Origin of the sequence: Acinetobacter variabilis (genome assembly GCF_000369625.1) — a bacterium.
GTDB classification, from domain to species: Bacteria; Pseudomonadota; Gammaproteobacteria; order Pseudomonadales; family Moraxellaceae; genus Acinetobacter; species Acinetobacter variabilis.
In genome coordinates this window covers 1590356-1607962 of the sequence record NZ_KB850113.1, presented here as the reverse complement: position 1 = coordinate 1607962, position 17607 = coordinate 1590356, and the positions used below count along the sequence as shown (strand labels likewise).

The 17607-nt window shown below is 43.1% G+C and carries 19 protein-coding genes; 15 read left to right on the top strand and 4 right to left on the bottom strand.

What is annotated here, in order from left to right; translation table 11 throughout:
* Window positions 1-85: 85 nt before the first annotated feature.
* The 3 genes from F897_RS13425 to F897_RS13415 all read right to left on the bottom strand — a co-directional run bounded on the left by F897_RS13425 (window position 86) and on the right by F897_RS13415 (window position 2922).
* Window positions 86-691, bottom strand: a complete 606-nt coding sequence (locus F897_RS13425; protein ID WP_005236677.1) for an RBBP9/YdeN family alpha/beta hydrolase — start codon at window positions 689-691, stop codon at window positions 86-88.
* Window positions 692-721: 30 nt separating this feature from the next.
* Entirely contained in the window at window positions 722-1738 is a 1017-nt protein-coding gene (locus F897_RS13420) for a sulfate ABC transporter substrate-binding protein (RefSeq protein WP_005236675.1), read from the bottom strand.
* Window positions 1739-1911: 173 nt separating this feature from the next.
* A complete protein-coding gene (locus F897_RS13415) occupies window positions 1912-2922 on the bottom strand; it encodes a sulfate ABC transporter substrate-binding protein (RefSeq protein WP_005236673.1) in 1011 nt (336 codons plus the stop codon).
* 161 nt (window positions 2923-3083) lie between these two features.
* On the opposite strand from F897_RS13415, the gene pabC reads away from it, so the two are divergent.
* The 4 genes from pabC to F897_RS13395 all read left to right on the top strand — a co-directional run bounded on the left by pabC (window position 3084) and on the right by F897_RS13395 (window position 6093).
* Window positions 3084-3899 (top strand): aminodeoxychorismate lyase, encoded by an 816-nt coding sequence (pabC, locus tag F897_RS13410; protein ID WP_005236671.1) that lies wholly within the window; start codon window positions 3084-3086, stop codon window positions 3897-3899.
* 1 nt (window position 3900) lies between these two features.
* A complete protein-coding gene (mltG, locus tag F897_RS13405; protein WP_005236670.1) occupies window positions 3901-4959 on the top strand; it encodes an endolytic transglycosylase MltG in 1059 nt (352 codons plus the stop codon).
* A gap of 2 nt (window positions 4960-4961) precedes the next feature.
* Entirely contained in the window at window positions 4962-5561 is a 600-nt protein-coding gene (gene tmk / locus F897_RS13400) for a dTMP kinase (protein ID WP_004784527.1), read from the top strand.
* Window positions 5562-5652: 91 nt separating this feature from the next.
* On the top strand, window positions 5653-6093 hold the full coding sequence (locus F897_RS13395) for a PaaI family thioesterase (RefSeq protein WP_171064820.1): 441 nt from the start codon (window positions 5653-5655) through the stop codon (window positions 6091-6093).
* Between the two features lie 117 nt (window positions 6094-6210).
* On the opposite strand, the gene nadB is transcribed toward F897_RS13395, so the two are convergent.
* On the bottom strand, window positions 6211-7839 hold the full coding sequence (gene nadB, locus F897_RS13390) for an L-aspartate oxidase (protein ID WP_005236669.1): 1629 nt from the start codon (window positions 7837-7839) through the stop codon (window positions 6211-6213).
* Between the two features lie 236 nt (window positions 7840-8075).
* Between nadB and F897_RS13385 the strand changes: the two genes are divergently transcribed.
* The 11 genes from F897_RS13385 to F897_RS13335 all read left to right on the top strand — a co-directional run bounded on the left by F897_RS13385 (window position 8076) and on the right by F897_RS13335 (window position 17436).
* Window positions 8076-9461, top strand: coding sequence for a Do family serine endopeptidase (locus F897_RS13385; protein ID WP_004784522.1), 1386 nt, complete (start codon window positions 8076-8078; stop codon window positions 9459-9461).
* A 124-nt stretch (window positions 9462-9585) separates the two neighbouring features.
* Window positions 9586-10071, top strand: coding sequence for an acyl-CoA thioesterase (locus tag F897_RS13380; RefSeq protein ID WP_004784520.1), 486 nt, complete (start codon window positions 9586-9588; stop codon window positions 10069-10071).
* A 258-nt stretch (window positions 10072-10329) separates the two neighbouring features.
* Window positions 10330-12147 carry a translation elongation factor 4 gene (gene lepA / locus F897_RS13375; protein WP_004784519.1) on the top strand — a complete coding sequence of 606 codons (1818 nt, stop codon included), beginning with the start codon at window positions 10330-10332 and terminating at the stop codon, window positions 12145-12147.
* Between the two features lie 21 nt (window positions 12148-12168).
* The gene (gene lepB / locus F897_RS13370; RefSeq protein ID WP_004784518.1) at window positions 12169-12996 is read left to right on the top strand and encodes a signal peptidase I; all 828 of its coding nucleotides are present in this window, start codon (window positions 12169-12171) and stop codon (window positions 12994-12996) included.
* 24 nt (window positions 12997-13020) lie between these two features.
* Window positions 13021-13392: a DUF4845 domain-containing protein gene (locus F897_RS13365; RefSeq protein ID WP_004784516.1), complete on the top strand. Its 372-nt coding sequence runs from the start codon at window positions 13021-13023 to the stop codon at window positions 13390-13392.
* Window positions 13364-14062, top strand: a complete 699-nt coding sequence (rnc, locus tag F897_RS13360) for a ribonuclease III (RefSeq protein ID WP_004784515.1) — start codon at window positions 13364-13366, stop codon at window positions 14060-14062. Before F897_RS13365 ends, rnc begins: the two co-directional genes overlap by 29 nt.
* Complete coding sequence (gene era / locus F897_RS13355; protein WP_004784513.1) at window positions 14062-15090, top strand: GTPase Era; 1029 nt, start codon at window positions 14062-14064, stop codon at window positions 15088-15090. Before rnc ends, era begins: the two co-directional genes overlap by 1 nt.
* 18 nt (window positions 15091-15108) lie before the next feature.
* Complete coding sequence (locus F897_RS13350) at window positions 15109-15306, top strand: NF038104 family lipoprotein (protein ID WP_004784512.1); 198 nt, start codon at window positions 15109-15111, stop codon at window positions 15304-15306.
* Between the two features lie 11 nt (window positions 15307-15317).
* Window positions 15318-16028, top strand: a complete 711-nt coding sequence (gene recO / locus F897_RS13345; protein ID WP_004784509.1) for a DNA repair protein RecO — start codon at window positions 15318-15320, stop codon at window positions 16026-16028.
* 13 nt (window positions 16029-16041) lie between these two features.
* Window positions 16042-16767, top strand: coding sequence for a pyridoxine 5'-phosphate synthase (gene pdxJ / locus F897_RS13340; RefSeq protein ID WP_004784507.1), 726 nt, complete (start codon window positions 16042-16044; stop codon window positions 16765-16767).
* Between the two features lie 15 nt (window positions 16768-16782).
* Window positions 16783-17436, top strand: coding sequence for a MiaE family protein (locus F897_RS13335; protein WP_004784505.1), 654 nt, complete (start codon window positions 16783-16785; stop codon window positions 17434-17436).
* The last annotated feature ends 171 nt before the right edge of the window (window positions 17437-17607 follow it).

Genomic DNA, 17607 nt, shown 5'->3' with positions numbered 1-17607 from the left:
ATTACTCCTCAAAAGAGAGAATGCTGGTTAAAGTTAATCAGCGAAAATTAGAAAATAGAATCGGCACAAGCATAATTTGCAGGGACTAAAATGCAAATTTAAAATAATACTTGCTCTCATCAACTTTGCTGATATGGTGCAAAGCCTTTTCTGAAATCAAATATTGTTCAATTTCAGGGAAAGGACCAAAACCGGAAGCAACATTGACATGGCCTACAGCTCCCAGATTAATCGGTTTGATTTTCCAGGCTTTTGCCAGAACCTGGGCATCTTCAAAACTTAGCCATGGATCATTTTCACTGATCAGCAAAGTCGTTGGAGCCTGAATCTTGAGCTGCTGGAAATAGGCGCTGTAATCCGTCTGGCTATCACGGGCAAAACCATTTTCCCCAAAACGTGCCGGATTGGCAGGTGCAACCAGAACCAGATTTTTGACTTTAGTATTCAGTTCAGGATGCTGGGCCAGTGATGCCACGCTGGTCAAACAGCCAAAGCTATGTGCCACAATCTGTACATCATCTGGAATGGCTTGCAGAGTTTTAACAAATTCTGTGACCCATACATCCAGTACCGGATGATTCCAGTCCTTTTGCTGCACACGGGAGCAACGCATGAGCCGGTGTTGCAGGCAGGTTTGCCAGTGATTGTATTCACTGCCACCTACACCGGGAACAATAAGCGTATGAGTCATGTCGATGCTCCTGTATGAAATCAGTTTAAATTATTTTTTTGCGCTGTTAGCTTTAACGATCTGGTCAAAAACACCACCATTTTCAAAGTGGGTTTTCTGTACTTTATCCCAGCCACCAAACTCCTGATCAATAGTCACCAGTTTTAATGGCTTAAAGACTTGGCTGTATTTCGCTAGCACTTTTTCATTACGTGGGCGATAGAAGTTACGTGCTGAGATTTCCTGCCCCAATGGTGAGTACAGGAAGTTTAAATAACCTTGTGCCAGGTATTTGTTGCCTTTTTTATTGGCATTCTTTTCAACAATCGCCACGGGTGGCTCAGCTAGAATTGACAGGGAAGGAGTCACAATTTCAAACTTGCCCGGTTGTTCACGAAGGGCTAAATGTGCTTCATTTTCCCAAGCCAGTAATACGTCACCGATGCCACGTTCAGCAAAAGTGGTGGTTGAACCACGCGCACCTGAATCAAGTACTTTGGTTTGTTTATAGATTTTACGAACAAATTCTTGTGCAGTTTTGTCGTTACCGCCCGGTAAGTGTTTTGCATATGCCCAAGCTGCTAAATAGTTCCAGCGTGCACCGCCTGAGGTTTTAGGATTTGGTGTGATAATCGCTACACCCGGTTTTACCAAATCACCCCAATCCTTGATGCCCTTTGGATTGCCTTTACGTACCAGGAATACAATAGTAGAAGTATAGGGTGTTGAGTTTTGTGGTAATTTTTTCTGCCAGTCTGCAGGTAACAGTTTGGCTTTTTCGACCAGTACATCAATATCAGCGGCTAATGCCAAAGTTACGACATCGGCATCCAGACCATCAATCACGGCACGCGCCTGTTTACCTGAACCACCATGTGACTGTTTGAAGTTAATGCTTTGGCCAGTACGGCTTTTCCAGTATTTACCAAATTCTTTATTGACGTCTTCATAGAGTTCACGCGTCGGATCATAAGAGACATTCAGAAAGTCGCGCGCTGCAGCAGAAAACGAAGTTGCTGAAATAACAGCAGCCAGAACCCCTAGTTTTAGTTTTGTTGAAATGCTCATGTGAACCTCAAACTCTTACACGTTTTGTAACATGAGTGAAGAATAAACCTATTCTTTATGCATAAAAAATAATTAAAAATGAATTTTATATGAAAATATAAGATAAAAGAGTTTATAAGTATTTGAAACAACAATGGCCTTATTCAATAAGGCCATTGCATAGACATTTATTATTACGATTTTGTGCTATTTGCCTTTACGATCTGGTCAAAGATACCGCCATTGGCAAAGTGTTTTTTCTGTACCTTGTCCCAGCCACCAAACTCTTTATCAATAGTCACCAGCTTCAGCGATTTAAAGACATTGCTGTATTGTTTTAATACTGCCGCATTACGTGGGCGATAGAAATTCTTCGCAGCAACCGTTTGACCCGCAGGTGAGTACAGGTAATTCAGATACGCTTTAGCCAGATTTTCATTACCATCTTTTTTGGCATTCTTTTCAACGATTGCCACTGGTGGCTCAGCCAGAATCGACAGAGAAGGGGTGATGATTTCAAACTTGCCTGGTTGCTCACGAATCGCTAGGTGCGCTTCATTTTCCCAAGCCAGTAACACGTCACCGATCCCGCGTTCCGCAAATGTTGTGGTTGAACCACGTGCACCTGAGTCCAGAACTTTAGTCTGTTTGTAGATTTGACGAACGAATTCTTGTGCTTTGGCATCATTACCACCCGGTTGGTGTTTCGCCCATGCCCAAGCGGCCAGGTAGTTCCAGCGCGCGCTACCAGAAGTTTTCGGATTTGGCGTAATGATTTCTACGCCCGGTTTCACCAGATCGCCCCAGTCTTTAATGCCTTTAGGATTACCTTTTTTCACCAGGAAAACGATGGTTGAGGTATAAGGTGTCGAGTTTTGCGGGAATTTTTTCTGCCAGTCTTTAGGTAGCAGGCCGCGTGCTGCAATCTCATCAATATCTGCAGCTAGGGCCAAAGTCACGACGTCCGCATCTAGACCATCAATGACAGCACGTGCCTGTTTACCTGAACCGCCATGTGACTGTTTGAAGTTAACATCCTGACCAGTAGATTTTTTCCAGTAAGCACTGAATTCTTTATTAAAGTTATCGTACAATTCGCGAGTTGGATCATAGGACACGTTCAGGAAGTCTTTTGCAGATACGCTAAAAGCGGTTGCTGAAATAAGTGCTGCCAATACCCCAATTTTTAATTTACGGATGTTCATATTTGCCTCAAATGTTTCTTTGTTTTGTTGGATGGGGCAAGAATAGCTGGAGATTTTTTGCATAAAAAATAATTAAAAATGAATTTTATGTGAGTAAAACAGATATATAGACAGAGCTTATATTTCATCGCTCTATCCGTCACCAGAGAGGCCTTAAAAGCATGTTGTATTTAAAAAATGCTCAACTCGTCAAAGATATAGATGTGCTGGATCGTGCCTTTCATTATGGTGATGGCTGCTTTACTACCGCCCGCATCCGTCGAAACCGGATCGAGTTAGCAGACCGTCATCTAGCCCGTTTAAGGATGAGCCAGCAAAAATTAAGTTTGCATGCTGATCTGGACCTGATTGAAAAAAGTTTGCAAGCGTTATTGAGGTCAGAAGCTGAACTGAACGGAACCTTAAAGATTGTACTGAGTCGTGGTATAGGACAGCGTGGTTATAGCCTGCCAGACCATCCGGCAGATCTTTGGATGTTCTATTATCCGAAAACTGTACAGGACTTCAGTTATGAGCAGATTCAGGCGGGTGTATTGCAACAGGCCATTGGCCTCAGCATGCCGAATCTGGTGGGGTTGAAAACCTTAAACCGTCTGGAACAGGTCTTGCTTAAACAGGAAGCGGATCTGCATGGCTGGCCGGAAGCACTGGTAACTGATGTGCAGGGTACAATTGTTGAAGGGGTGAGCAGTAATTGCTTCATTCGTATAAACAATACATGGATTACACCAGAACTTCGTTATAATGGCGTCTTCGGTGTGATGCGTGCAGAAATTTTGCAACGTATGCAGGATCAAGGCATTATCTGTCAGCGGCGTGATGTGGAAATGGATGAAATTCCCCATATCGACAGCCTGTTTTTCTGTAATGCGCTCAGTCCGATGAAAATTGCCACTCAATTTGAGCAGCGTGCTTTAAATGTAGATGCTTGTATTGAACTTTTTAACCGTCTTCGATTGAATCAGATGCCTTATTAATATGTCAGCTTCCAAGTCTAAAACCAAAAAGAAAAATAATGCCAAACGCCCTGGTTTCATGAAGGGGATAGTTCTATTTCTAATCGGGATACTCCTGGTTCTAGGGCTGATCCTAAAAGCCAGCCTATGGAAAGATTATCCTGTAGAAGGTCAAAAACAGTTACTGGCAATTAGTAACGGTGAAACCTATTCTGGATTTATTGATCGGCTGGCCAAAGAAAATCATGTCAGCTTTCCGATTATTTTAAAGCTGTATCAGCGCATCATGATTCATGACACCATGAAGGCAGGTGTTTATGAAATTCCTCAAGGTATGAGTATCCGTGCAGTGCTGGACATGATTTCCAATGCAGAAAATGCTCAGATGAACCGGATTCTGGTGATTGAGGGCACGACCTTTAAACAGCTGATTGATGCTTTAAAGAAAGATGATCTGGTGACTAAAGAAGTGGTGAATTTGCCAACCGATCAATTGCTCAAAGAACTCAATATTCCATTTAATCATCCTGAAGGTCTATTTGCTCCAGATACCTATTTCTTTGCCAAAGGTGAAACGGATCGCAAGATTCTGACCGATCTTTATCAGCGCCAGATGAAGTCTCTGGATCAGGCTTGGGAAAAACGTGCTTCAGATCTGCCATATCAGAATAAATATGAAGCGCTCATCATGGCATCGATCATTGAAAAAGAAACCAGTCTGGATAGCGAGTTACAACAGGTATCTGGTGTATTTGTGCGCCGTTTGAAAATAGGCATGCGTCTACAGACAGATCCAACCGTGATTTATGGTATGGGTGAGAATTACAAAGGTAATATCACCCGTCAGGATCTACGCACTCCAACACCCTATAACACCTATACCATGGCTGGCTTACCACCGACACCGATTGCCTTGCCAAGCAAGAAAGCCATTGAAGCAGCGATGCATCCGGACAATTCACAAAATCTTTATTTTGTTGCAACGGGTAATGGTGGGCATAAATTCAGCAGCAGTCTGCAAGACCACAATAGAGCAGTGCAAGAATATCTCTCTGTTTTACGTTCAAAAAATAAGGAATGAGCATGTTTATCAGCTTTGAAGGCACTGAAGGTGTAGGGAAAACCACACTCATTCGTCGTATCTATGATGATTTTATTGCTCAAGGTAAAGAGGTCGTGCTGACCCGCGAGCCGGGCGGTACACCGATGGCAGAACAGATTCGTTCGCTATTGTTGGCCGTAAACCACGAAGAAGCGATGTGCCATGATACAGAGTTATTGCTGATGTATGCGGCACGTGCCCAGCATCTGACACAAGTGATTCTACCCGCTTTAAATGCTGGAAAAATTGTCTTATGTGATCGCTTCAGTGATGCCAGTTTTGCCTATCAATGTGCAGGGCGTGGACTCAGTGAAGACAAGCTGAATCTGTTGAATCAAAATTTCGTGGAACGTATGCCGGATATTACGTTCTGGCTGGATGCACCGATTGAACTGGGTATGAATCGCGCACGTGCCCGAGGTGCGCTGGATCGGTTTGAGCAAGAGAAAGTTACTTTCTTTGAGAAAGTTCGCGCCGGATATGCCACGCTATGCCAGCGTCATCCAGAGCGGATTAAACGTCTGGATGCGACTCAAACACCGGATCAGGTGTTTGAACAGGCGCTGTCTTATTTAAAATAATTTTATTCTAAAGATATTTTTGGCATACTTTTCTCTAGTTATTTCAAGGAAGAATCTTCTATATTGGAAGAAATCAGGAAGATAAAACATGATGAAAAGTACAAGAGAAGAAATCATCCAGTTTTTACAGCAGGAATTTCCACAGAGCCTGGAAAAGTGCCAGATCGAAGCTGTAGTGCCTCAGGGTGCAATCTTACTGTATCGAGTGAGTGAGCAGGAATTACGTCCCGGCGGCACAGTGTCTGGCCCCACCATGATGACCTTAGCTGATCTGGCCTTATATATTGCGATCCTCGGTGAGATTGGACTGGTTGGCCTGGCAGTGACTACGAACTTAAATATCAATTTTCTGCGTAAACCTTCGGGTGGTGTTGATCTGCGAGGGGAAAGTAAATTGATGAAAGTGGGGAAGGCGCTCATTGTGGGAGAAGTCTGGATTTATTCGATTGATCAGGAAGAGCCGGTTGCTCATGTGACAGCGACCTATTCGGTTCCACCACGTAAAGAACACGTGCATTCCTTAAAATGCTGATTAATTCTTACAAATTATATGCTTTATTTAAATCCTGATTATTCTAAAAACTTAAAAAATCAGAGCCAAAGAAAAGGCAGATAACATTTAAAAATATTATCTGCCTTATTTATATTTTTAAGCATTCACCAAAGGGGTTTCTACTTCAAAACTTGGTGGAATCAGTACAGTTTTACGTAGTTCAGGCAGCAATTCTGGATAATCCAGGGTGAAATGCAGGCCACGGGACTCTTTACGCTGCATGGCACAACGCACGATCATCTCTGAAACTAACACCAGATTACGTAGCTCAATCAAGTTTTTGCTCACCTGATAATCCTGATAGTACTCGGTAATTTCTTTCTTCAACATCTCAATTCGGTGCAGGGCACGTTCCAGACGTTTAGTGGTACGCACAATACCGACATAGTTCCACATGGTCTGACGCAGCTCGTCCCAGTTTTGCAGAATAACTACATCTTCATCAGGATTGGTCACCTGAGAATCATCCCATTCTGGTACCTCAGGGATAGCTTGATCTGTTCTGAAATTTTCCTGAATCTGTTTGGCAGCACTCATGCCATATACAAAACATTCTAAAAGTGAGTTACTGGCCATACGGTTAGCGCCGTGTAAGCCAGTATAAGAAGTTTCACCAATGGCATAGAGTCCAGCAATATCGGTCTGACTGTTTTCATCTACGACCACACCACCACAGGTATAATGCGCAGCAGGAACCACAGGAATCATTTCCTTGGTGATGTCGATGCCAAGTTCTAACAGACGTGCATATAAGGTTGGGAAGTGTTCTTTGATGAAGCTTTCATCTTTATGGGTAATATCTAGCCAGACATGACGAATGCCCAGACGTTTAATCTCATAGTCAATCGCGCGTGCCACAATATCACGTGGTGCCAGCTCTGCACGCTCATCAAAACGCAGCATAAAACGCTCACCATCAGGTAGGCGTAAATAGGCGCCTTCACCACGCATGGCTTCTGTGATCAGGAATGAACGGGCTTGTGGATGATATAAACAGGTCGGATGGAACTGGTTGAATTCCATATTGGCAACCCGGCAACCGGCACGATAGGCCATCGCAATCCCATCACCAGTCGCGATATCCGGATTGGAAGTATAAAGATAAGCTTTCATCGCACCGCCACAAGCCAGGGCAGTAAATGGTGCTAAGAAAGTATGAACTTGTGCACTTGCTTCATTGAGTGCATATAAACCTAAGGCGCGATTTTCACCATCTAAGCCCAGTTTTTGTGAACAGATCAGGTCGATCGCAATGTAATTTTCAAAGATGGTAATATTTTCTTTTTCCTGAACGCGCTGTACTAACGTGGTAGAAATGGCACGCCCAGTCGCATCAGCTGCGTGAATGATTCGGCGCTGTGAATGGCCGCCTTCACGGGTCAAATGTAATTGTTCCTGCTCATCCAGAGTAAATTGCACGCCATGTTTCAGTAGAAAATCCACCGAAGGCTTACCACCTTCCACCGTCTGCTTCACAGCATCCATTTCACACAGATGTACACCTGCAATCATGGTGTCATCAATATGCTGTTCAATCGAGTCTGTCTCATCCAGTACGGCTGCAACACCGCCTTGAGCATAATAGGTACTGGCATCGGTCAGGGTAGATTTGGCAAGAACTGCAATATTAAAATGTTCAGGCAAAGAAAGTGCTAAACTTAGGCCGGCACCACCACTGCCCACAATGATCACGTCAAAATGATGGGTAAGGGGAAAATTAGACATGTCCATCAGCTAATTGAAAAAAGTCCGGTAATCAGAGCGCTTTTTTGTACAAAAGGCAAGCGTTTAAGTGCTCATTTATTGATGAAAAAAATTAATAAAAGCTTTAACTTAATGCTTTAGAAAAATTAAAGGTTGCTAACATTCAAGCTTTCGAACATATTTTTACTTAAAATATATGAAGTTTGTGATAAAACCTATTTACATAAATTTATCAACAATTTGGGTGAATAATTTATATGAAAATTCTGGATTTAAAAAAAGGATTATTTGCAGCGACTGTTACTATGAGTGCTGCTCAGTTACAGGCAGTAACACCCGTCGATTTTTCTAACCTGGTTGATCAGGTCAGTCCGGCAGTTGTCAGTGTGAGTGTTGTCAAAAAAATGAGCGAAGAAGAGCTCTTGCAACAACAGGTTCCTGAAATTTTACGCCGTTTCTTTGGTAATCAAGTGATTATTCCGCAGCCACGTGTACCGCAGGAAAAAACCGGATATGGGAGTGCCTTCTTCATTAGTAAGGATGGCTATCTGCTGACCAACCACCACGTAGTTGAAGATGCGTCTAAAGTGACAATTACCTTGAATGATCGTCGGGAAATTGATGCAACAGTCGTGGGAAGCGACGAGCGTACTGACGTCGCTTTATTGAAAGTTAATGGTTCAGGTTTCCCGGAACTGCGTACTGGTGATGTCGATAAATTACGTGTAGGTGAACCCGTATTAGCAATCGGTTCACCTTTTGGTTTTGACTACTCCGCTTCTGCCGGCATTGTCAGTGCCAAGATGCGTAACATGATGGGTGAAACAGCCGTACCATTTATTCAAACTGACGTTGCCCTCAACCCGGGAAACTCGGGTGGACCGCTATTTAACCAGCGCGGTGAAGTGGTTGGGGTGAACTCACGAATCTTCAGTGGTACTGGCGGTTATATGGGGCTGTCATTTTCGATTCCGATTGATGTCGCTATGGAAGTCGCTGACCAGCTGAAACGTGATGGTAAGGTGACTCGTTCTTATCTGGGGGTAAGCCTGCAAGATATCGACCGTACTTTGGCTGAATCTTATAAATTATCTAAGCCAGAAGGTTCTTTAATTACCCAGGTTGCACCAAATTCGCCAGCGGCTAAAGCGGGTCTGCAAGCCGGTGATGTGATTTTAAAATACAATGGTACTGATATTTCACGCACTAGCCAGTTGCTGAACTATTTAAACCGTTCTGCGCCTAAACAGCAGATCCAGTTAGAAATATTACGTGATGATAAACGTCGTAATATCAATGCAACACTCACGACTGCGCCAGATGAAACGCCAGCCAAAGCAGGCAACCAGGCTCAGCCAAATAAAGGTCCGGTATTAGGCGTTACTATTCGTGAATTAAGTCCGGCTGAAAAAGAGCGTTTAGAGATTAAGGGTGGTGTAGTCATTCAGGACGTTCGTAGAGACGGGATCGCAGCTCAGGCACGGATCATGCCAAATGATGTTGTGACTCAAATCAATGGTAAAGCGATATTGAACAGTAACCAGTTTGTGGAAGCTGTGGCAGACCTGAAAAAAGGTAGTGTTGCCCGTGTCGGTCTGATTCGTCAGGGTCAACGTGCCATTGTCGGGATGCGCATTTCATAAAATATATGAATCTTCAATAAAAGACCGCTTGTATAGGCGGTTTTTTATTTTTCGCAATTTACCCGAGCCATAATTTCTGTAGACTCTGTACATGGAAAAAATTGCGATAAAGGATAAGAGAAAAGTGACTGGTATTTTTGACCAAGTTTTAAAGGTACATCCTGAACATATTGATCGTCTAGGACATGTGAATAACGTCATTTATGTGCAGTGGATGCAGGATGTGGCCTCGGCCCATATCGAGCAATTAGGACTCGGTTTAAATGAGTATCTGCAACTTAAACATGCCATGGTTGCAGTTGAACATCATGTCCAGTATCGCAAGGCGGCATTTGAAGGGGATGAGCTGATTCTACGAACCTGGTTAAGTGATTTGAATGCCTTATATTCATTCAGACAGTATGCTTTTTATCGTCCACAGGATCAGAATGTCCTATTTACCGGTAGCACGCAGTGGGCTTGTATCGAAATTGCGTCGGGTCGCCCGAAGCGTATGTCGCCAAGTTTTACCCAAGCTTATCAGCCCCTCTCAGACAGTATTAACCCTTATGATTTTTCTACTTTATATTTGAGTGAAGAAGCAAAGGCAATAAGAGAAGAATCAATCTAATAAGGTGATGATATTGAGATCGAATAGAAGGCAGCTACTAAATAGGAAACAGCCCATTTAACAAGCTGTTTCTAAGAAAAAGCTGAGGAAAAGAAAAATAAGAAGAAACTGGTCATGTGCTTAAGACAGCTAAGAGAGAAGAAAGATAATTCTTTTTCTGTATCTCCATTCTGCTATAATCCTCGGCAATTTCTATTCGGCTTTTGTTATGCAATGACTTTTTAAATTGCATGGCGCGTTTTTTTCTCAAGGTAGCCCATGGCGCAAGCTAAAAAATCTGTTGATATTAAAAACATTCGTAACTTCTCGATTATTGCGCATATTGACCACGGTAAATCGACTCTGGCAGACCGTTTTATTCAAACTTGTGGTGGTTTACAGGATCGTGAAATGCAGGCTCAAGTTCTTGATTCTATGGAACTTGAACGCGAACGTGGGATTACCATCAAAGCGGCTTCGGTCACCTTGTACTATACCCATCCAAATGGTCAAGAGTATCAGTTGAACTTCATTGATACCCCGGGACACGTGGATTTCTCTTATGAAGTTTCACGTTCTTTAGCGGCCTGTGAAGGTGCACTTCTCGTTGTGGATGCAGCGCAAGGGGTAGAAGCGCAGTCTGTAGCAAACTGCTATACCGCGATTGAGCAGGGTCTGGAAGTTTTACCAGTACTGAACAAGATTGACTTGCCACAGGCTGAACCCGAACGTGTAATTCAGGAAATTGAAGATATTATCGGGATTGAAGCGACTGAAGCACCGACCTGTTCAGCAAAAACTGGCCTAGGTATTGAAGGTGTACTTGAAACGCTGGTGAATGTCATTCCTGCACCAACAGGTGAACGTGATGCACCGCTGCAAGCGTTGATTATTGACTCATGGTTCGATAACTACTTGGGCGTGGTATCTCTAGTTCGTGTGAAACAGGGGCGTGTTCGCAAAGGCGACAAGATGCTGGTGAAATCGACGGGTCAGACACATATCATCACTTCAGTCGGTATTTTCAATCCGAAGCATACTGAAACCGATATCCTTGAAGCGGGTGAAGTTGGTTTCGTGATTGCCGGTATTAAAGACATTTTTGGTGCACCAGTGGGTGATACCATTACACTGGCAACTACTCCAGAAGTTCCAACATTACCTGGTTTCAAAAAAGTAAAACCACAGGTCTATGCGGGCCTGTTCCCAATCGATTCCAGTGATTTTGAACCTTTCCGTGAAGCATTGCATAAACTGCAAATCAATGACTCTGCGCTGTTCTTCGAACCAGAAAGTTCTGATGCTCTAGGCTTCGGTTTCCGCTGTGGCTTCTTAGGTATGCTGCACATGGAGATCGTACAGGAGCGTCTAGAACGTGAATACGATCTGGATTTGATCTCTTCAGCACCAACTGTAATTTATGAAGCAGTGATGAAAAATGGCAATACCATTTACATCGATAGTCCGTCAAAAATGCCAGATGGCTCAACTGTTGAAGACCTGCGTGAACCAATTGCAGAGTGTCATATCCTCGTGCCACAGGAATACCTGGGTAATGTCATGACCCTATGTATTGAGCGCCGTGGTGTACAGAAAGACATGAAGTTCATGGCGAATCAGGTATCCGTTACTTTTGAAATTCCAATGGCCGAAGTGGTGATGGATTTCTTTGATAAATTGAAATCTTGTTCACGTGGTTTTGCGTCACTAGATTACAACTTTGTGCGTTTTGAAAGTTCATCACTGGTGAAAGTGGATGTCCTGATCAATGGTGAAAAAGTCGATGCTTTAGCAATGATTTGCCATCGTCAGGATGCACGTCATCGTGGAATTGCACTGGTTGAAAAAATGAAAGACCTGATTCCTCGTCAGATGTTTGATGTGGCAATTCAGGCTGCTATTGGTGCGCAAATTATTGCCCGTTCTACTGTAAAAGCAATGCGTAAAAACGTATTGGCAAAATGTTATGGTGGGGACGTATCACGTAAGAAGAAACTTCTTGCAAAACAGAAAGAAGGTAAGAAACGTATGAAACAGGTGGGTAGCGTTGAAATTCCACAAGAAGCGTTCTTAGCTGTACTGAAAGTCGAACGCTAATACTATAAGGATAATAAGCCCATGGATTTTGATTTTAATTTGATTCTTGTTCCTGCGACCTTATTTTTCGTCGCGGTCTGGTTGCTGGATAAGTTTGTTCTGAAACAACGACAGACCAAAGGTAAGGGCAATGAAAACTTCATTATTACCTGGGCTTATGATTTCTGGCCGGTTTTGGCGGTCGTTTTAGTATTGCGTTCTTTCCTGTACGAACCTTTCAATATTCCATCAGACTCCATGGTTCCAACCCTGGAAACCGGTGATTTTATCCTGGTCAATAAATTTGACTATGGTGTGAAATTACCAATTGTTAATACAAAAATTCTGGATACAGGTAGCCCGGAGCGTGGTGATGTCGTGGTCTTCCGCTATCCGCCACAACCAACGATTAGCTATATCAAACGTGTAATTGGTTTGCCAGGTGATCATATTGTTTATGATCATGGCCAGTTAACCATTAATGGTGAGAAAGTAGCAAAAGTTCCAGTAGAATTCAGCCGTGAAAAAGATCGCCTGGATACGCCAAATTCGATTTATCATAAAGAAACCATTGGCGAACATACTTTCACTATGCGTGAACTGGAAGGAGTAAATGTAGCTCGTCAGGCTCCATTCCTTAACTATATAGAAAATGGTAAGTTTTCAGCTGAAAATGGTTTATATTGGGAAGTGAAAGTTCCAGAAGGCCATTACTTTGCGATGGGGGATAATCGCGATCAAAGTGCTGACAGTCGTTTCTGGGGCTTTGTTCCGGAAGAAAACTTAACAGGTCGCGCATTCTATATCTGGATGCATAAAGAACCTGGCTTTAAACTGCCATCGTTTAGTCGAAACGGAATAATCGATTAATTATTTCAGTCAGGAAAATAAAAAATGAAACATCAACAAGGTGCTTCGTATATTGGAATTTTATTTGCAATCATGGGGTTTGCTTTTCTTGCCAAAGTGGCGATTGCAGTTTGGGGGCCATACTTTGATGATCGTATGGTGGACAATCAGATTGAGGAACTTTTAAAGAGTTCTCCGGCAAATATTGCACCAGAAAAATTTCGTCAACAGATGGGTCAGCGTTTAGAAATGAACAATATTCGCGATCTGAAATTTGATGAAATTGCCAAGGTAACCAACACTGATGGTTTACAGGTGCACAAGAATTATGAAATTCGCAAGAATTTTATATTGAATATAGATTTAGTGATGAAGTTTGAGAAAGATTTTGATCAAAGCACAGTCAAAACTAAATGATGAGCGTCTTGCCAAACGGATCGGTTATCAGTTTAAACAAGCTGATCTGTTAAAACTGGCATTGACCCATCGTTCAGTCAGTCATAAACACAACTATGAACGCCTAGAATTTCTAGGCGATTCTCTTTTAGGGATGATCATAGCCAATTATCTCTTTACTGCTTACCCGCAGGAAAACGAGGGCCGTCTGACGCGTATGCGTGCGACTCTTGTCCGACAGGAAGCGTTAGGGAAAATTGCTAATGATCTAAAATTGAGTCAGAACCTGATTCTCAGTACGGGTGAGCTGAAATCGGGTGGTCATCATCGTGAGTCTATACTTGCGGATACGGTCGAAGCCATTATTGGTGCGATCTATGTGGATTGCGGTGATCTCACTGTACTACAGGCGATTGTGCTAAAATGGTACGAACCGTATTTAGACAATATAGAACCAACTGACCAGCTGAAAGACCCTAAATCACGCCTACAGGAATATTTACAAGCACGTAAAAAACCTCTCCCAGTTTACGAGGTTGTAGATATTCAGGGTGATGCCCCGAACCAGCATTTCAAAGTGGAATGCCAGGTAGAAGGCTTACCGGTCATGGCCGGTGAAGGTTCAAGCCGACGATTCGCTGAACAGGCGGTTGCGGCAGATATTTTAAAACATTTGGAGCATAAGTCTTAATGACTACTCATTCCGATCACATTGATGCTGATCACGAGTCGCAAAGCGACAGCAATGACTTGATTAGTCAATTTTTCAGTGCACAGGGTACTGAAATTCCTTCTGATTATCGTAGCGGTTTCGTGGCGATTGTCGGACGTCCAAACGTAGGTAAATCGACCTTGATGAACCACTTACTGGGCCAGAAACTTTCGATTACTTCACGTAAGCCACAAACCACACGTCATAAAATTGTAGGGATTGATTCACGTGAAAAATCTCAGGCAGTATTTGTTGATACACCGGGGATGCATAAGAAAGAAGTGCGTGCCATCAATAAAATGATGAACCGAGCTGCGCACTCTGCACTGCGTGACGTGAACCTGGTACTGTTTGTAGTTGACGCACAGAAATGGACCCAGAACGACGAGCTTGTTCTGGAGAAATTAAAAAATGCGGATATGCCAGTAATTCTGGTGATTAACAAGCTGGACACGTTTGAGAACAAGAATGAGGCCTTACCGCTGATTCGTGAACGTGCTAAACTGATGAACTTTGCTGAAATCGTACCGGTATCTGCACTTCGTGGTGCAAATCTCGAACACTTACGCGATACGATTGCCAAGTACCTGCCATTCCAGCCACCACTGTATTCATTAGATCAGCTTACCGATCGTTCAGAGCGTTTCCTGGCCTCTGAAATTATCCGTGAAAAGATCATGCGTCAGTTAGGCGAAGAACTGCCATACGATTTAACTGTTCAGATTGAATCTTTCAAAACTGAAGAGCCGACCCTGAACGAAAAAACAGGTCGTATGAAGCCGGCATGTACTTATATTGATGCCACCATTTTCGTTGATCGTGCTGGCCAAAAAGCCATTGTGATTGGTGAAAAAGGCTCCAAGCTGAAAAAAATCGGTATGGATGCACGTGTCGATATGGAAAAGATGTTCGAACAGAAAATCATGCTAACGCTTTGGGTGAAAGTCAAAGGCGGCTGGTCTGATGATGAGCGAGCCCTGAAAAGTCTAGGTTATAGCGACATTTAAATTGGATAGGAACGGATCATGATGAAATTTCTGGTAGTCATTGCATGTGTTTTATTTTTGCAGGGCTGTATTCATAAAGTAGTGACCGTTCCTGCCAAAGTTGCCTATAAAACCACAAAGTACGCGGTCAAAGGGACCGCGGCTGTTGTGGGTGCCGCCATTCCCGATGGGGATGACGAAGAAGACGAGAAAAAATCAAAAAAGAATAAAGACTAAAGAAGTAGCCTATGCGTAATGAAGTGCTGCATGGATACTTGATTCATCATCGTAAATATCGCGATCGCAGTCATATTGTGCATTTATTTACCCAGGAATATGGCCGTATTGACGGGATACTGAGACAAAATCCTCCACCACAATATCAACCCATCAGCTTGCTAGCCTCTGGCAAATCTGAACTCAAAAACTTCACCAAATTAGAAATTGTTAATCAGCCGATCTTTTTTTTTGGCGATGCCTTCTTTTCTGGCTTTTATCTAAATGAAATCCTGTTGCGTTTATGTCCGCTTGAAGTGCAAATGCCGCTGACCTTTGCCAAATATGGCGAAACGTTGAATGCCTTGCAAAAACTCTCCGATCAGGAAAATCCCAATACTTATTTAAAACAGGTTCTGCGTCAGTTTGAACATATCTTATTAGAAGAACTGGGCTATGAACTGGATTTTTCGGTTGATGCCAATCAGGCACCAATCAATCCCTTGCAACATTACTATTTTCAGTTGAATGAAGGTTTTATGCCTTCGGCCAAGGCCTTGCGCTCAACCATGTCGGGCCAGCAGATTTTAACAATGCAGCACTATGAAAAGGGTAGGGATTTTAATCCAGAACAGTTACAATTACTGACGAAGCTATATCGACAGGTGATCACTGCTTTGCTTGGTGACCGACCACTGAAAAGTCGACAGTTGTGGATCCAAAATTCTCAATCTCAATCGTAGTTAGGAAAATATTATGGCTGCATTACTTGGTGTCAATATTGACCATGTCGCAACTTTAAGACAAGCACGTGGTACGACGTACCCAGACCCAGTCAATGCTGCATTGATCTGCGAACAGGCGGGTGCAGAGGGCATTACCTTGCATTTACGTGAAGACCGTCGTCATATCCAGGATGATGATGTACGTCGTATGCGTCCGGTATTGACCACGCATATGAATCTGGAAATGGCTGTGACTGATGAAATGGTGGCTTTTGCTAAAGAAATTCAGCCGCATCATGTCTGTTTTGTGCCTGAAAAACGTCAGGAAGTCACTACTGAAGGCGGTCTGGATGTGGTTGGTCATTTTGAAGATGTGAAAAAAGCCACTCAAGAACTGACTGCGATTGGCTGTGATGTGTCACTATTTATTGATGCTGACTTTGCCCAGATTGATGCTGCGGTCGCGTGTGGTGCGCCGACGATTGAGATTCACACAGGCGCCTATGCCGATGCAGAAACTCCAGAAGCGCAACAAGCGGAACTTGAACGCATTGTGAAAGGCGCTGAATATGCTGCTTCTAAAGGTCTGGTGGTGAATGCAGGTCATGGTCTGAATATGGATAATGTCACTCCAATTGCTGCAATTCCTCAAATTCATGAATTAAATATTGGTCACTCGATTATTGCAGATGCAGTTTTTGTTGGTTTAGCGCAAGCGGTTCAACAAATGAAGGCTGCAATTAAAGCTGCGCGTTAAGATTGCAAGAAACATATGTCAAATATTGATTATGATGAACTGATGAAGCCTGTCATTGGCTTCCTGGGTTGTGAAACACCAAAAGCCTGGCTCGATGAGGCATTACAGAATCTGGAGATCCTGATGCAGGATCATGCTAACTGTGAGAAGAAAGCAGCCAGTACAGCAATGAACCTGATGTTCCGCTATAGCTTCTTTGTAGATTTACAGGTGAAACTGGCGCAACTGGTACGTGAAGAAATGCTGCACTATGAACAGGTGCTGGAATTCATGAATAAGCGTGGCCAGCAATGGATTGGTCTCAGTGCAGGGCGTTATGCGGGTGGTTTGCGTAAGGAAATCCGGACCTATGAACCAGAAGCATTAATTGATGTGCTGGTGATTGGTGCTTTTGTAGAAGCACGCTCTTGTGAGCGTTTCTATGCGCTTGCTCCGCTGGTGGATGACGAGTTAGGACGCTATTACCGTTACTTGCTAAAATCTGAATCTCGCCATTTTGAGGACTACTTGGCCTTAGCTTTGGATGTGGCTAAAACTGCAAAATTGAAAAATCCGCAAGAAGATATTCAAAGTCGAATTAAGCATATCCGGGAAGTAGAAAAGAATCTGATTCTCAGTCCAGATGAAATGTTCCGTTTCCATAGTGGTGTGCCAACAAAAGCAGCTTAAGAAGCTACTTTATTAAGACATCAAAGAAGATCCTCCAAATTGGGGGATTTTTTTATAACTATAAAGAATCTGTAACGTAAGCGTCCGCTGAACCCCATGCCTATTTTTTAATTTGAGTTGGATTTCCAGCGATGTGGTAGTAATTCTTCTATTTGGGTCGCTTTATGCGTC

Coding starts and splice junctions, on each gene's coding strand:
- F897_RS13425 (WP_005236677.1), bottom strand. CDS start 691: ATGACTCATACGCTTATTGTTCCCGGTGTAGGTGGCAGTGAATACAAT.
- F897_RS13420 (WP_005236675.1), bottom strand. CDS start 1,738: ATGAGCATTTCAACAAAACTAAAACTAGGGGTTCTGGCTGCTGTTATT.
- F897_RS13415 (WP_005236673.1), bottom strand. CDS start 2,922: ATGAACATCCGTAAATTAAAAATTGGGGTATTGGCAGCACTTATTTCA.
- pabC (WP_005236671.1), top strand. CDS start 3,084: ATGTTGTATTTAAAAAATGCTCAACTCGTCAAAGATATAGATGTGCTG.
- mltG (WP_005236670.1), top strand. CDS start 3,901: ATGTCAGCTTCCAAGTCTAAAACCAAAAAGAAAAATAATGCCAAACGC.
- tmk (WP_004784527.1), top strand. CDS start 4,962: ATGTTTATCAGCTTTGAAGGCACTGAAGGTGTAGGGAAAACCACACTC.
- F897_RS13395 (WP_171064820.1), top strand. CDS start 5,653: ATGAAAAGTACAAGAGAAGAAATCATCCAGTTTTTACAGCAGGAATTT.
- nadB (WP_005236669.1), bottom strand. CDS start 7,839: ATGTCTAATTTTCCCCTTACCCATCATTTTGACGTGATCATTGTGGGC.
- F897_RS13385 (WP_004784522.1), top strand. CDS start 8,076: ATGAAAATTCTGGATTTAAAAAAAGGATTATTTGCAGCGACTGTTACT.
- lepA (WP_004784519.1), top strand. CDS start 10,330: ATGGCGCAAGCTAAAAAATCTGTTGATATTAAAAACATTCGTAACTTC.
- lepB (WP_004784518.1), top strand. CDS start 12,169: ATGGATTTTGATTTTAATTTGATTCTTGTTCCTGCGACCTTATTTTTC.
- F897_RS13365 (WP_004784516.1), top strand. CDS start 13,021: ATGAAACATCAACAAGGTGCTTCGTATATTGGAATTTTATTTGCAATC.
- era (WP_004784513.1), top strand. CDS start 14,062: ATGACTACTCATTCCGATCACATTGATGCTGATCACGAGTCGCAAAGC.
- F897_RS13350 (WP_004784512.1), top strand. CDS start 15,109: ATGATGAAATTTCTGGTAGTCATTGCATGTGTTTTATTTTTGCAGGGC.
- recO (WP_004784509.1), top strand. CDS start 15,318: ATGCGTAATGAAGTGCTGCATGGATACTTGATTCATCATCGTAAATAT.
- pdxJ (WP_004784507.1), top strand. CDS start 16,042: ATGGCTGCATTACTTGGTGTCAATATTGACCATGTCGCAACTTTAAGA.
- F897_RS13335 (WP_004784505.1), top strand. CDS start 16,783: ATGTCAAATATTGATTATGATGAACTGATGAAGCCTGTCATTGGCTTC.